The organism is Turicibacter sp. T129 (assembly GCF_025594975.1).
Classification (GTDB): domain Bacteria; phylum Bacillota_I; class Bacilli_A; order MOL361; family Turicibacteraceae; genus Turicibacter; species Turicibacter bilis.
The window spans coordinates 137,294-152,008 of the sequence record NZ_JAMQUU010000018.1; the positions used below are offsets into that span (position 1 = coordinate 137,294).

A 14,715-nucleotide genomic window follows, 5' to 3' on the forward strand; every position below is an offset into this window, starting at 1 on the left:
AGTCCAAAAGTTAAATGTTTATACGATAAATTTTTTGAAACTGAATCAGATATAGAGAAGGTATTAACATTTGTTGCTGAACAGAGAAGGTGCAATGAAGTCTCTACAAGTGAGATTAAGCAATTAATTTCAATAATGAGAAGTCAGCAATTTAATCTTATTGCGGCTAAGTTGCTTAATATGTTAGGATATTTATTGCTTAATCAAGGGGAGACACAGGCGGCTATTGATTTGTGGGATGAGGCTATATCAATTTTTGAAAAAAATGAAGATGAAGCTGGGATAGTCCAAAGTTACAGTGGTTTAATGTGTGGTTATTTTAACCTTGGCCTATATGATGAGAGTATTGATTTTGGAGTGAAGGGACTAAGACTGGCACAGGAATCAGGGGATGATCAATTATTACTATTAACGTTAGGAAATATTGCATTTAATTATTATGCATTAGAAAAATATGAGGAAGCAAAAGAAGCAGTAAAATTGATAAGATGTTTAAAAGAACCAGTCGTGGAGGGGAATAAAGTATCTTTAGATCAGTTAGAAGCTGGCATTTGTTTAGTCGATAATAATCTTGAGGAAGCTAAGTATTTGATTGATCGTGCTTATGAACGAGTACTTAACCTTAATCATCCGGCATTATTGTCAGAAACTTTACGTATGAGAGGAAAAGTTTATTATCAACTTGGTGATGATAAAGTATATGAGGAAAGCTTTGAAGAATCAATTCATCTAGCACAGGAAGGAAATTTTTTAGAATACCTGGCACAAACGTATTATGAGTGGGGGAAAATCGAGTTAGCGAAGGATAATAAATTAAGAGGAGAGCTATTTCTGTTAGAAGCTGATCATTACGTTAAGCGTCTTGGAAGTCCATTACTATCTGTTAATATATGTAGGGTTTTAATTGAATTTTATAAATCATTAAATATTTTTGAACTTGCCTTGCATTATTATGAAAAATGTTCGGAAGTAGAAAGAAAGGCTCACCTAAAGCGTTCTGAGCTTTGGGAGAAGCGAATTAATCGAGAGAAATATATTAGTGAAGCAAAGATTTTTAAGTCACTCTATGATGAATTAGAAACTATTTCTCATATCGGTCGTTCGTTTACAGAAACATTAAGTTTGGAAAAATTAATCATTCATGTTCATGAACAACTTTCTAAAATGATGGATACGACTGTATTAGCTATTACAGAGGTTAACGAAGAGAAAAATTGCTTAGACTATTTAATATATTTAGAATCAGGTAATCGATTGAACTCTGGATATGTTAGCTTAGACGATGAGAATAGTTTAGGCGTTTATTGTATTAAACAAAAGGAAAATTTAATTATTAATAATTTAGATGAAGAATATGAACTATATCAGTTAAAAAAGGATGAAACGATTTTATTTCAAAAAGGTATTAAATCCATACTTTGTTGTCCTTTAATCATTCGTAATGAACTTAAAGGGTATATTACTGTTCAATCTTATGAAATTAACTCATACACTCAACGCGATTTAACTAAGTTAAGTGTTTTAGCTTCTTATATTATTATTGCTTTAGAAAATGCTAAGTTATATCGTCAAACAGCTTATTTGGCTCGCTATGATGGATTAACAAGTTTATATAATCGAGTAGAGGCACTAAAAAAAGGAGAAAAATTATATCGGCTAGCTAAACATAAAAATCCAATGAGTGTTATCATGATTGATATTGATCATTTTAAACTTATTAATGATACATATGGTCATCAAATAGGTGATCAAGTTATTCAACTATTTAGTAATTTATTGAAGACCAAGCGTAATCGTGATACGGTAATTGGGAGATATGGAGGAGAAGAGTTTATCATCTTTTTAAATCATCGGAATATTGATCAAGCTTGTGAATTTGCAGAACAATTAAGAGAAGAATTGAAGGAGCTTAGTTTTAGATTTAATCAATTAGGAATAAAAGAAGTGACAGCAAGTTTAGGCGTTCACGAGTATCGATTTAATGAAGATTTGTTAGACGATGGAATTTATGCAGCGGATCAAGCAATGTATCATTCAAAAACCAATGGACGTGATCAAGTGACAAGCTACAGGAGATTAATATTAGAAAAATTAGCTCCCTCAAAAGTAAGTGAAAATTAAAGAATTAAAAAACCTGAGATAATCGACCAAGTTGGTGTTATTTAATCAGGTTTTTCTTTTTGGGAAATGATTTTTAAGAGATTAATTTAAGGGTAGAGATTTTTTTATGACTCGTCTGTTTAAAAGGCTATTTTTTATTTGAATGAAATGATATTACGCTAAGATGAAACATACTATTTATTAGAAACCTTAAAGCTTGATGAGCAATATGGCAAAGAGTGAAAGAGGTGTCTTATGAAGAAAATACAAGGGATTGATAAAGAAATTAAAAAACTTAAGGCGCACCTTACTCAACTAAAACTAAATGTTAAGACTAGGTCGATGGGAGTATTATTAAATCAAGAAGCAACTATTCGGAAAAAAATGAAAGTTGTTCAATATTTATTGAATCAACTAGAAGAAACGAATGAGCAACAAATCTATCAAGACTATTTAAGGTTACTAAATGACGCATCAGAACAAATTTTAAATTTATATAATGAGGAGAATGAAACTGAATATCGACTGGAAGAAGTGATTGAGGGATTTGAAGAAGAATACATGCAAAATGGAGTATTATATATTTTACTTAGTCGTTATTTACCAGGATTAATGAATTCTCCTCATTTTGCTATTTTACCGTCACATCCGAAAGATGAGTACCCTATAGCACGTCAGATGAAACGTAAGTTTTATTTACATTTAGGAGAGACGAATACAGGAAAAACCTATCATGCGATGAAGAAACTTGAATTAGGAGAGGATGGAATCTATTTAGCTCCACTTCGTTTATTGGCACTTGAAAATTACGAGAAAATGAACCAAGATGGCGTTAAGTGTCATTTGTTAACAGGAGAAGAGGAGGTACTGATTGAAGGGGCTCATCATATTAGTTGTACGATCGAAAAGTTGGATTTAGAAAAAGAGTATCATGTCGCAGTCATTGATGAGGTTCAATTGATTCAAGATAGTATTAGGGGGGCATCTTGGACACGTGCTATTTTAGGGATTTTAAGTCCAGAAATTCATTTATGTGGCGCACTTAATGTGAAGTCATTATTAATCCAAATGATTACTGAATGTGGGGATGAATACGAGTGTATCGAGTATTTCCGTAATATTCCCTTACAGTTTGAGTCTACTGCTTATCAATTAAATAAACCGATTAAAGGGGATGCTCTGATTGCATTTTCTAAAAAGAAAGTTTTAGAACTATCCAGATATTATCAAGATCGAGGGTTTAAGACGAGTATTATTTATGGAGATTTACCACCAGAAGTACGTCGAATTCAATATCAATCCTTTAGTGAGGGACAAAGTGAGTTACTCATTTCAACTGATGCCATTGGGATGGGAGTTAATTTACCAATTCGAAGAATTGTATTTGTTAGTGCTAAAAAGTTTGATGGGGAAGTCGTTCGTGAATTGACGTCACAAGAGGTAAAACAAATTGCTGGACGAGCAGGACGCAAAGGGATTTATGAAATCGGCTATGTCACAGGCTTAGATGAGCATTTGGCATTTGTAAAAGAAAAGCTAGAATGTAAAGATGAAGTCATTCAGCAGGCTATTATTGGTCCACATGAATCGATGCTTGAAATTAAAGGGATTCCTTTGATTGAGAAACTAATGATTTGGGAAAATCATTATCAAGATATTCACCATTATAAAAAGATGGATATCGAGCGGTATTTGTTTGTATTGACTCAAATTAAACACTATAAGCTCTCGCAATGGGTACAATGGAAAATTATGAAACTACCTGTAAATTTCATGCAAATGGATTTATTGAATTTATTATTACTCTATATCGAGGAACACTTTATCAATGGAAATAGTGAATTAACGAAACCTCGTCTACATGCTGAAGATCTTGAAATACTTGAAATTCACTATCAAGAAGTTAATTTATATTACTCTTTTTCAAAAGTGTTCCATCTCGAATTTGATATAAATTGGGTTTATCGTGAACGCTCTAAGGTTAGTAAAAAATTGAATTATTTATTACTGCGCCTCTAAATGAAAGTTTTTAAATATAATGCAGTAAATATGTTTCTGTATATCCAAAATAAAAAAAAGCAACTTTTTAAAAGTTGCTTTTTTTTACTTATTAGGGATCTTGTGAATAAGCTGATATTAATAAATTAATAGTTAATCTTTTTTCATTAGTATCATCCAAATAATAGCTGGATTACTTATTCAACTGAATATAATTTTAATTAATTTGGAATAATTTTTTCTGCTTTTTTCTCGATAATTGGTAAGAAGTATTGGATACATGGTCCAATTAAAAGTGTTGTGATAATTGTTCCAAGTCCTAAAACTCCTCCTAAAGAGAAACCAACTACAATGAAGATAACGTCCATTGTGATACGAACCCATTTGTATTGCCAGCTTGTTTTATCAACAATAATTAATGGTAATTGGTCAGTTGGAGCAACACTTAATTCAGCTGATTTTAAAATTGAGAATCCAATTGCGATAACAACACAGCTAATAGCTACAATTAATAAACGAACAATTAATGGTAAAGCATCAATACCTACGTTATTTAATAAGTTATTAATTAAATCTAAGAATGGTCCTGCTGTAATAACAGCTAAGAATGTTCCTAAACGGATGTATTCACGAGTGAAGATTAACATACCAATAAATACAATTCCCATAACTAAAATATTAGCTTGGCCAACAGTAATGTGTAATAAATTTGCTAAACCTTGCATAAAGATTGTAAAAGAATCAACCCCAGTATTTGATTTAATAAAGAATGCTACCCCCAACTGGATAATGAAACATCCTACTAAAAAGAACATGATTCGAACGATATAGTTTTTAATATTAAATTTACTCATTATAATCCTCCTATGAGACTGTAAAATAAATAGCCCTTACATTTGAAACTGTATACATAATATAAAAAATATGATAAAAAGTCAACTACCATATGTTATTTTGTCGTATTTATTTTTTTATATTCCATTAAAAGTCAGTTAAACTACTAAATGGAAAAAGCATATAATATAATTAGAATGAAATATTAGGGATTTATTGTATGATAATGATTATTTTATCTAAGAAAAATCAATAATAGTAGGTGAAATACATAGAGAGATCACAAGAAGTTGAAGTGGGGAGGAGGTGTCTGATGTTAATAACACAAGGTAGATATTCATCTTATTTAGATGAATATAATAAAATTACAATACTTGTTCCAAAAAGTTATTATAATGGAGAAATTGCTCCATTTAAGCTTATCAATATGACGACATCAGAGGCTTATGAGTTAAAGGTAGAAGAGAAGTTTGATTTTGGTAACGAGTTAAAATATAGCTTATCTATCCAAGGATTTGTCACAGTAGGAACTGAATATCAAGTCATGGATTGTTATAAAAATACAAGCTATTTATTTTTAGGTTATATTGCGAGAACTGAAGAATTTGATAAACGGTTTTATTATAATGGTGATGATTTGGGGCCAAGTTACAGTAAGAACATGACAAGATTTAAACTATGGGCACCAACTGCTACACAAGTTCAATTAATTTTATATGAAAATGATGTAACCCATTTTAGACGTATGAAGCGACTATCTAAGGGAATATGGGAACTGACTATTTATCAAGATTTAGAAGGGTGTCGTTATCGATATGAGATTGTTAATAATTTAGTACGCCAAGAAACGATTGATCCTTATGCTATAGCTTCTACTGTAAATGCAGAATATAGTGTCGTTGTGGATCCGTTGAAATGTGTTAAAGTTAAACATGAGTTGAGACCTAAACTAAATAAGCCGACTGACGCCATTATTTACGAATTAAGTATTCGAGATTTTACGATTCATCCATCTTCACGAGTTAAAAATCGTGGGAAATTTTTAGGGATAACAGAAGAGATAATAGATGAAAAAACAGGATATCACTATGGTCTGTCTTATTTAAAGGAATTAGGTGTGACACATATTCAATTACTGCCTATTTTCGATTTTGCTGGTGTCGATGAAAACTTTCCAGAGCAATCTTATAACTGGGGATATAACCCAGTCCAGTATAATATTCCAGAAGGAAGCTATGCTTTAAATCCGAAAGATCCTTATTCACGTATTAATGAATTAAGAACGATGGTTAACATCCTACATGAGCATGGGTTTGGTGTGATTATGGATGTGGTTTATAATCATGTTTATGAACGACGGACCTTCCCGTTTGATGCAATGGTTCCAACTTATTTTTATCGTTATGATTATCAAGGAATGCCATCAGATGGAACAGGGTGTGGTAATGATTTGGCAACAGAACGACTCATGGTTCGTAAATATATTTTAGATTCAGTTAAGTTCTGGGTAGAAGAGTATGGAATCGATGGATTTCGCTTTGATTTGATGGGAATTATTGACGTTGATACGATGAATGAAATTCGTCAACTTTGTGAGGAACTTTATCCAAGTATTCTTCTTTATGGTGAGGGGTGGGATATGAATACCCCATTACCACAAGCTCAAAAGGCTGCTAAGTTTAATGCTTTTAAGCTACCACGAATTGGCCATTTTAATGATGCGTTCCGGGATAATATTAAAGGACATACCTTTAATCATCAGGATCGAGGATTAGCGCTTGGAAATTTCGGATATGCGAATGCTGGAAAACAGTTGCTAGCAGGTAGTTCAGGTTTGATCGAAGGCGAAACATATATGTTTTATGATCCTTCTCAAAGTATTAATTATGTCGAGTGTCATGATAATCATACATTATGGGATCGGATGAAATTATCGAATAGTGATGAAAATGATGAAACGCGTGAAAAACGTCAAATCTTAGCGGCAGCGATGGTGATTTTCGCTCAAGGAATTCCGTTTATTCATTGTGGACAGGAATTTTTTAGAAGTAAGAATGGAATTGAAAATAGCTATAATGTCTCAGATGAAATTAATGCTATTCATTGGGATGAAGTTTATGAACATGAAAAGGGTATTAATTTGATTAAAGGCTACATCAAAATCCGTAAAGCTCACGGTGCTTTTCGTTTTTCAAATGCAATTCTTGTAAAAAAACATCTACGCATTTTTCAACATCATCATTCTGTGATAGAATATACATTGAAAAATGTTAAAGACTATGGGTGTTGGGACGAAATCCATATTTTCTTTAATACACAAAATCGTGAAGTAAATATTCCAATCGTCACAAATGATTTTATATTGATTGCTGATGAGCATCAAAGTGGAACGGAAGGTATTAAATCGATTGAAGGTGAATTGAAAATGGCACCGCTCAGTACGATAATTCTAGTGAAATGATTTGATCTTTGAATCAGTCGTCTCTTTCATTTGGTGATGAATGAAAGCAAAAAAGATAAAAGTAGATAGTGAAAACTCCTTAGCACTGCTAAGGAGTTTTTGTTGAGAAATGGAGTGCACATCATGACAGAAGTAGTGAATATTAAAGTAGAAGGCGTTGTTGATGAATTAATTCTCAATTCAATGCAAGTTTTAAACCAAGCATTCTATCAAGCTTCTGCAATCAACCAAGCAGAGGAGTATGCATTAGTGTTTGAATTTCAAGAAGAGGTTGATGGTGACTATCTTGTGGTGACGGGAACCTTGAAAGATGATACGCAGACGATTAAGCGACAATTTGAAGTGAATGAATCAAAGACACGTAAATATGCTTATTTAGCTGTTTATTTATTGTTATTACAACGTGAAACTGGACGTGTTCAATCATGGGGATTATTAAATGGGATGCGCCCAACAAAACTGGTTCATGGAATGAAAAAGCGTGGATTTACCGACCAAGAAATTAAAGATTATATGCAGGAAGAATATTTAGTTTCAGATGAGAAAATTAATTTATTGCTAGAGGTTGCGAATCATCAATTAAAAGTGATTCCTGACCTACATACGATTCAAAATGAAGTGAGTATTTATATTGGGATTCCATTTTGTCCCACACGTTGTGCATACTGTACATTCCCAGCTTATGCTCATGGACCATTCAAAAAGTGGGTAGATCCATTTTTAGAAGCATTACTTGAAGAAATTAAAATCGTGGGTGCTTTTATTAAAGAACGTCAATTAGCTGTCACTTCAATTTATTTTGGAGGAGGAACAGCAACGACGTTAACCGCAGAGCAGTTTGAAAAGTTATTAATTACAGTTTATGAAAACATTGCAAATTCACAAGAGGTTCGTGAAATTACAGTCGAAGCGGGGCGTCCAGATACGATTACACCTGAGAAATTAGAGTTGTTAAAGCGATATAATATTCATCGTATTAGTATTAATCCGCAATCATTCCAACAAAAAACATTAGATGAAATTGGTCGTCACCATACAGTAGAAGATGTCATTGAGAAATATTACATGGCTAAAGAACATGGATTTGATAATATTAATATGGATTTAATTGTCGGACTACCAAATGAAGGAAAAGAAGATTTAGCGTATAGTTTAGAGCAGATTGAAAAGCTACAACCTGAATCATTGACTGTTCATATGTTAGCCTTTAAACGAAGCTCGAAAATTACTCAAAATCGTGGATTGTATACAACAGCCTCAAAAGAGGAATTACAAGAAATGGGGCAAATGACATATGATTTTGCTGCTGCTCATGATTATATCCCTTATTATTTATATCGACAAAAAAATATTTCAGGTAATATGGAGAATATCGGTTATTCAAAGGTGGGACAGGAAAGTATTTATAATATTTTAATCATGGAAGAAGCTCAAAATATTTTAGGACTTGGGGTCGGGGCTTCAAGTAAATATTTAATTGGAACATCGGTTCATAATCCAAAAGATTTAAAAACATATATTGATTCATATGAGACTTATGCACAAAAGAAAGTAGAAACACTCATTGAAAGTTTAGAAATAGGTGATACACATGCAAATTAAAGATTTAAAGGTTAAAGAAGTTTCAACGTTAACAGTTATGATTAAATCAGTCAATGTCGGGCGTACAACAGCTCAAAAGCCTTATTTAAAGTTTGAGTTTGTTGATCAAAGTGGTTCTATTTTCGCGAATAAATGGAGTTTAAAACCTGAAGAGTTAAATGCCTTTGAAGCAGGGCAAGTTGTAACTGTTAAAGGACTAGTACAGCTTTATAATGCTCAGAAGCAAATTAATATTGAGTCTGTCTCATTGGTTGAAGGAGAGGTTGATTATTCTCAGTATGTAGAGTCTTCAAAATTTACAGTAGAGAATTTGAAGTCAGATATTACAGGATTTTTAGATGAAATGAAACCTGGCTATTATAAAGATATTCTTAATTATTTTTTAATAAAATATGAGCAAGAGTTTTATCTTCATCCCGCTGCAAGTCGTATGCATCATGCTTTTATGTCAGGACTCGCCCAACATGTTTATGAAATGTTAAAAATGGGGTCAGCCTATTGTGATTTATATCCGTTAGTTAACCGAGACCTTTTATATGCAGGGGTTATATTACACGATCTTGGAAAATTATTTGAGATGAGCTATGAGCAATGTATTAAAACTGAGTATACACTTGAAGGATTAATGATTGGGCATATTAATATGATGGTATCGATGATTGATGAGGCGTCAAAAGAATTAGGATATGATGGAGAAGAAGTGTTATTCTTAAAACATATGGTAATTGCTCATCATGGAAAATTAGAATGGGGTTCACCAAAAGAGCCAATGATTATCGAAGCTGAACTGTTACATTATCTAGATGTTGTTTCAGCCAAAATGACAGCCATTGAGGTTGCCCTTAGACATTGTGAAGAAGGGCAAATGAGTGACCGTATTCCAATGCTTGATAATCGTCGTTTTTATCATCATAAATAAAAAGAGTTAACGGCTCAACTGAGTCGTTAACTCTTTTTATTATTTTGCAGCTTCTTCTTGAGCAGCTGATTCTTCGATGTTTGCTACGATTGTTTCATAGCGTTTTTGTAAAAATTCATCTGTAAATTTGAAATTAGCTTCTGAACGGAATTTAATTAATAGTGTTTCTAAACGTAATTGAGTATACTCTTGTTTCTTAGCAGTTTGTTCTAACTCTTCCTTCATGTCTTCAAATGATGCTTTTTCATTTTCAGCATATTTATAGATAACGTGGTAACCAAATTTTGTTTTTACAGGTTCCGTAGAGTAGTGTCCGACTTCTAAGGCGTAAGCTGCATTTTCAAACTCAGCAACCATTTCTCCTTGACCGAATGTTCCTAAATCTCCACCATTTTCTTTTGTTCCATCTGTTCCATATTCACCTGCTAATTCCTTGAATGTTGCTTCTTTATCTTCTGCAGCATCTAATTTAGCAATGATTTCTTTTGCAGTTTCTTCATCAGCAACTAAAATGTGGCGAGCGCTAATTTTAGGTAATGTTTCATCATATAATTTTTGTAACATTTCATCCGTAATAGGATATGCTTCAGCTAAAGCTGCATCTTGTAATTGTGCTAATTTGAAGTAATTATAAATTTCTTCATCTGTTTTTAATCCAGCAGATTCCATGGCTTGATAATAGTTAGTTCCGTAAGCAACTTTGAATTGATCAATTAATTCTTTAACTTCTTTTTTATCAACTGGATATTTTTTCTCTAAAATTTGCTCATCAACTAATGAAATTCCATCTGATAATCCATATGCAGGAACTAATTCATCATATAGTTGTTCAACTGTATATTCATGGTCAGTGATTTTAGCGATGATTGAAGAATTTGTTTCTTTTGATTCTTCGTATGTTGTTGAGATTTCCTTATATTGTGTTTCTAAGAAATCATTTGTTAAAACAAATCCATCAGCTTCACGTTCAGTTGCTAGTGTAGCCACAATGAATTCATCTGTTAATTTATTTTGAATTAATGTTTCTGTTAATTCATCTTTTACTTCTTCAAGTGTTGGGATTTCCTTTGTTTCCTCACTGTTAGTTGACTCTGATTCTTCAGTTGATTCTGCTTCTTCATCTTTTTTGTATTTTTCATCATAAGCTGTTTGGATTTCTTCATCAGTTACTGTAACAGCAGCGCGTGCAGCAGCTTCACGATATAAGTTTAATTCTAAATATTGACGTAATGCCTCTTCATTTTTGAATCCTTGAGCTAATAAGAAATCTTCAAATTCAGGATACATTTGTTTATACATATCGATCGCGCTATCTACTTTAGCTGTATCGATTTCATATTTTGTTGATAAGACGTCATAGTCTACTAAATCTAATAATGCAGATAACCCAGCATCGGTAACCATTTCATCAAATACTTGTTGTTTAGTTATGTTGGCCACATCAGATGTAATAAAATTGTCGTTTCCATTTGGTAATTTCATACCGATTTCATCTTTATTTGAACAGGCACCAAGTAGTAGTGTTGTAGCAAGTGCAGCTGTTACTAGGAAGTACTTTTTCATCACTTTCACATCCTCTTTTTTGTTTGATTTAACGTTTTTAATCATATCATTTTTCAAATTTTGTAACAACATATTTTTGGTAGGTTTTTGTGGAATTTAAGTAAAAACATAAACCAAATCGTGAAAAACTCATAGGATATATTAGCTCAGGAAACTGTGTGGAAAAGCTGGAAAGGAGTTGAGATTATGTTCGGAAATAATTGTGCATTTATCTTAGTCTTATTTATCTTATTAGTCATTATCGGATGCTGCTGGGGATGCGGATCTAGTGCATGGTAGGAAATGAATTGATTGGATATAGAAGAAAAATCTTATGCTCTGAAAAGAGCCTAAATAATAGTTAGTTAAGGAGCGAATTATTATGTGTGGAAATAATTGTGCATTTATCTTAGTATTATTCATTTTATTAGTAATCATCAGCTGCTGCTGTGGTGGATTTAGTTTCTAAAAATAACTTGAGTGATACGAGGAATCTTAGGTAATTGAACTCATGAGTGAATGTTTCAAAATATATTGCTCAAAATATGCTCGATTAAAAAGGACCGTTAGGTCCTTTTTTGTGATTTAAGTCTAAATTTATAAGAATAGACATATATTTAAAAGGATGTGAAGAGATTAGAGTGGCGAAAAAGATCTTTTATTGTCTTTTATGTCAATATTTAATCAGGGTTATAAATCAAATAAAAATGTCAATAAAATGAGAATAAAAGATGAAAATATACATATTATTCCAGGGTTAACTCGCATATAATCTCTTTGACTTTAATAATTAAGGGGGAGGTCACGATGGGACATTCAAGCTTAACTCCAAAGAATTTTGAGAAGTTATTGTTGTTTATTGAGAATCATTCAGATAAGACGGATGGATTAATGCCTATTTTACATGAAGCACAAGATATTTTTGGTTATATTCCATTAGAAGTTCAAAAGTTTATTTCTGATAAAACAGGAGTTTCAGTTGCACGCATTCATGGTGTCGTTACATTTTATTCTCAGTTTTCTACAGAACCAAAAGGAGAACATGTTGTTGGAGTGTGCTTAGGAACAGCGTGCTATGTTAAAGGAGCACAAGCGATTTTACAGAAACTTAAAGAAGAGTTAGGAATTGAACCCGATCAAACTACATCAGATGGAAAATACTCATTAGTTGCAACCCGTTGTATTGGGGCGTGTGGATTAGCACCAGTCATTACAATTGATGACGATGTGTATGGGAAAGTCGATCCTACACAAGTATCATCAATTTTAAATAAGTACAATTAGTATATCTATGTGTGTAAGCGTTATTCGAACGATAGTGATTATCAACTTTCCTGATTGAGATTGAGGGGGACGTTGAAGATATCAACCATTATTCATTTTTTAATCAGAATGTTTTATATTACGATCTGCTGATCAATTAGAATATGCATTGAAAGTGCGTTTGCCTGTGATTTGATGAGCGATGTGTTAGCTTACGTTAACTAAGAAGTGGTATTGCATACACGATTAGCACATGTTAAATCGTTACGAACCACAGAAATATTAGATATTAATTATTTACTTTTGTTGAGCGGGAAACCACCAAGTCCAATCATGTTAGAGTTAGCGGGAAAAATAAGACGTTGCTAGAGGGTTAATACATGATACATCAAGTATTTGAGCCATTACATGGTCTTAAATCATGCAGAAAGAGATGATGAGTGTGAAGTTTAATGAAATCTTATATGACTCACGATTTCGAGTCCTAAGTAAGGGAGTTAATTTACATTCGGTAACGGTATCGGGCTTATATGTGGGGGATTTATTGAGCTTTGTCATGGCTAAAGCGAAACCAGGCCAAATATGGTTAACGATTCAAGCCCATCCTAATGTGATTGCTGTTGCTTCTTTAATTAATTTGAGTGCTGTCATTGTCGTTGAAGGGGTAGACATTCCACAGGAAACAATCGATGTGGCAAATGAAAGAGGAGTTATTTTAATTTCATCCATTCTAGATGCGGTTGACCTCGTCAAGTTAATCGAGGTATGAGCATTTATTATACTTACATATTTACTTTATCTTATCAACTTGTGCTGATGATTTTATGGTACCTAATGATATTGTTTTAATGTGAAGTTTGAAACAGCTAGATTTAATCGCGTTGACTCATCATAATAGCACAAGGAATTGACGAGTAGTTTCAAAGGTAGATGAAGAGGTTGGGGTCCTATTTATTCCTGGGATTGAAATTGAAACGATAGAAGGTGTTGATTTATTGAGCTATTTTAAGTCATTAGAGATAGCTGATTATTTTGGAATATTGATTGAATCCCATTTAAATTTAATGAAAAGTAATGAAGAGTTATTTGGATATCAGTGGTGAATCGATCATCAGAATGAGGTAATTGAGAGTTTCCATGGTTACTCATTTAATTAATGAATTTGACTTGTGAAGATGTCATTTTCTAGGTTCACCGATTAGGTGGTATGGTTGTTGGAGCACATCTCAATAAGTTAGCTTATAATAGTTTAATTAAGTTAGGATTTATTCCAGGAGCATTAAGGATTGATGAAATTTAATTAATTTCTTAATTTATGAATAGGGAGATAGGCAACTTTCACCAGAGCTTTCGGATTATCCTTGTCTAATGAACCCCTTTATTATTTGGAAGTTTCAAAGAATAACCGATTATTTTCCAATAATTTAAAGGGGGAGACCAAATGAGGGACTTATCGTTATATATTCTGGATTTAACGATGAACTCGATACGAGCCCAGGCTACATTGGTTGAAATGAATGTGATTGAGTTTAAACAAAAAAATCTCCTGATGATAAAGGTTAAAGATAATGGTCAGGGGATGTCAGAAGAAATGATCGGTCGGGTCAGAGATCCCTTTTTTACAACGCGGGCGACTCGTAAGGTTGGGTTGGGCATTCCTCTACTTACGGCAATGGCTAGTCGATGTGAGGGGGATGTTTTCATTGATTCGAAGTTAGGTGTGGGAACAACGGTAACGTTGAAAATAAGATTAGATCATATTGATCGACCACCCTTTGGCGATATTCATAACACATTAATTTCGCTAATCTATTTAGAACCCATCATTGATTTTAATTACACTCATCGAAGTGAGGAGTGTGAATATCAATTTAAGACACAGTCTATTAAGCAAGTAATTGGAGAAGTTCCAATTAATCATTCAGCTATTATAGAGTGGATGAAAAAAGAGTTAGAAGCGGGAGATTTTTCTTTTACATCTTATTAAAAATGATTA

The 14,715-nt window shown here is 32.8% G+C and carries 12 protein-coding genes; 10 read left to right on the forward strand and 2 right to left on the reverse strand.

Annotated elements, in window-relative coordinates; all coding sequences use genetic code 11:
• The first annotated feature begins 135 nt into the window (after positions 1 to 135).
• On the forward strand, positions 136 to 2,121 hold the full coding sequence (locus NEH75_RS03965; protein WP_082427823.1) for a diguanylate cyclase: 1,986 nt from the start codon (positions 136 to 138) through the stop codon (positions 2,119 to 2,121).
• A gap of 234 nt (positions 2,122 to 2,355) precedes the next feature.
• Complete coding sequence (locus NEH75_RS03970) at positions 2,356 to 4,119, forward strand: helicase-related protein (protein WP_055275681.1); 1,764 nt, start codon at positions 2,356 to 2,358, stop codon at positions 4,117 to 4,119.
• 200 nt (positions 4,120 to 4,319) lie between these two features.
• Here the strand turns inward: NEH75_RS03970 and NEH75_RS03975 are convergent, their stop codons facing one another.
• A complete protein-coding gene (locus NEH75_RS03975; RefSeq protein ID WP_055275683.1) occupies positions 4,320 to 4,952 on the reverse strand; it encodes a YczE/YyaS/YitT family protein in 633 nt (210 codons plus the stop codon).
• Between the two features lie 293 nt (positions 4,953 to 5,245).
• Here NEH75_RS03975 and pulA point away from each other — a divergent pair, with 293 nt between their 5' ends.
• From pulA to NEH75_RS03990, 3 genes are all read left to right on the forward strand, one after another.
• Positions 5,246 to 7,393: a type I pullulanase gene (gene pulA, locus NEH75_RS03980; RefSeq protein ID WP_262941079.1), complete on the forward strand. Its 2,148-nt coding sequence runs from the start codon at positions 5,246 to 5,248 to the stop codon at positions 7,391 to 7,393.
• Between the two features lie 123 nt (positions 7,394 to 7,516).
• Positions 7,517 to 8,995, forward strand: coding sequence for a coproporphyrinogen dehydrogenase HemZ (gene hemZ / locus NEH75_RS03985; RefSeq protein ID WP_055275687.1), 1,479 nt, complete (start codon positions 7,517 to 7,519; stop codon positions 8,993 to 8,995).
• Positions 8,985 to 9,914 carry a 3'-5' exoribonuclease YhaM family protein gene (locus NEH75_RS03990; protein ID WP_262941078.1) on the forward strand — a complete coding sequence of 310 codons (930 nt, stop codon included), beginning with the start codon at positions 8,985 to 8,987 and terminating at the stop codon, positions 9,912 to 9,914. Before hemZ ends, NEH75_RS03990 begins: the two co-directional genes overlap by 11 nt.
• 39 nt (positions 9,915 to 9,953) lie before the next feature.
• On the opposite strand, the gene NEH75_RS03995 is transcribed toward NEH75_RS03990, so the two are convergent.
• Positions 9,954 to 11,477: a peptidylprolyl isomerase gene (locus tag NEH75_RS03995; protein ID WP_262941077.1), complete on the reverse strand. Its 1,524-nt coding sequence runs from the start codon at positions 11,475 to 11,477 to the stop codon at positions 9,954 to 9,956.
• Between the two features lie 186 nt (positions 11,478 to 11,663).
• Here NEH75_RS03995 and NEH75_RS04000 point away from each other — a divergent pair, with 186 nt between their 5' ends.
• From NEH75_RS04000 to NEH75_RS04015, 5 genes are all read left to right on the forward strand, one after another.
• On the forward strand, positions 11,664 to 11,756 hold the full coding sequence (locus NEH75_RS04000; RefSeq protein ID WP_082411206.1) for a YjcZ family sporulation protein: 93 nt from the start codon (positions 11,664 to 11,666) through the stop codon (positions 11,754 to 11,756).
• Between the two features lie 82 nt (positions 11,757 to 11,838).
• Entirely contained in the window at positions 11,839 to 11,925 is an 87-nt protein-coding gene (locus tag NEH75_RS13590; RefSeq protein WP_082427822.1) for a YjcZ family sporulation protein, read from the forward strand.
• 338 nt (positions 11,926 to 12,263) lie between these two features.
• The gene (locus NEH75_RS04005; protein ID WP_055243151.1) at positions 12,264 to 12,740 is read left to right on the forward strand and encodes a complex I 24 kDa subunit family protein; all 477 of its coding nucleotides are present in this window, start codon (positions 12,264 to 12,266) and stop codon (positions 12,738 to 12,740) included.
• A 421-nt stretch (positions 12,741 to 13,161) separates the two neighbouring features.
• Positions 13,162 to 13,488, forward strand: coding sequence for a hypothetical protein (locus NEH75_RS04010; protein ID WP_156343909.1), 327 nt, complete (start codon positions 13,162 to 13,164; stop codon positions 13,486 to 13,488).
• Between the two features lie 672 nt (positions 13,489 to 14,160).
• Positions 14,161 to 14,706 carry an ATP-binding protein gene (locus tag NEH75_RS04015; RefSeq protein ID WP_262941076.1) on the forward strand — a complete coding sequence of 182 codons (546 nt, stop codon included), beginning with the start codon at positions 14,161 to 14,163 and terminating at the stop codon, positions 14,704 to 14,706.
• Positions 14,707 to 14,715 lie beyond the last annotated feature (9 nt).

Coding starts and splice junctions, on each gene's coding strand:
- NEH75_RS03965 (WP_082427823.1), top strand. CDS start 136: ATGAGAAGTCAGCAATTTAATCTTATTGCGGCTAAGTTGCTTAATATG.
- NEH75_RS03970 (WP_055275681.1), top strand. CDS start 2,356: ATGAAGAAAATACAAGGGATTGATAAAGAAATTAAAAAACTTAAGGCG.
- NEH75_RS03975 (WP_055275683.1), bottom strand. CDS start 4,952: ATGAGTAAATTTAATATTAAAAACTATATCGTTCGAATCATGTTCTTT.
- pulA (WP_262941079.1), top strand. CDS start 5,246: ATGTTAATAACACAAGGTAGATATTCATCTTATTTAGATGAATATAAT.
- hemZ (WP_055275687.1), top strand. CDS start 7,517: ATGACAGAAGTAGTGAATATTAAAGTAGAAGGCGTTGTTGATGAATTA.
- NEH75_RS03990 (WP_262941078.1), top strand. CDS start 8,985: ATGCAAATTAAAGATTTAAAGGTTAAAGAAGTTTCAACGTTAACAGTT.
- NEH75_RS03995 (WP_262941077.1), bottom strand. CDS start 11,477: ATGAAAAAGTACTTCCTAGTAACAGCTGCACTTGCTACAACACTACTA.
- NEH75_RS04000 (WP_082411206.1), top strand. CDS start 11,664: ATGTTCGGAAATAATTGTGCATTTATCTTAGTCTTATTTATCTTATTA.
- NEH75_RS13590 (WP_082427822.1), top strand. CDS start 11,839: ATGTGTGGAAATAATTGTGCATTTATCTTAGTATTATTCATTTTATTA.
- NEH75_RS04005 (WP_055243151.1), top strand. CDS start 12,264: ATGGGACATTCAAGCTTAACTCCAAAGAATTTTGAGAAGTTATTGTTG.
- NEH75_RS04015 (WP_262941076.1), top strand. CDS start 14,161: ATGAGGGACTTATCGTTATATATTCTGGATTTAACGATGAACTCGATA.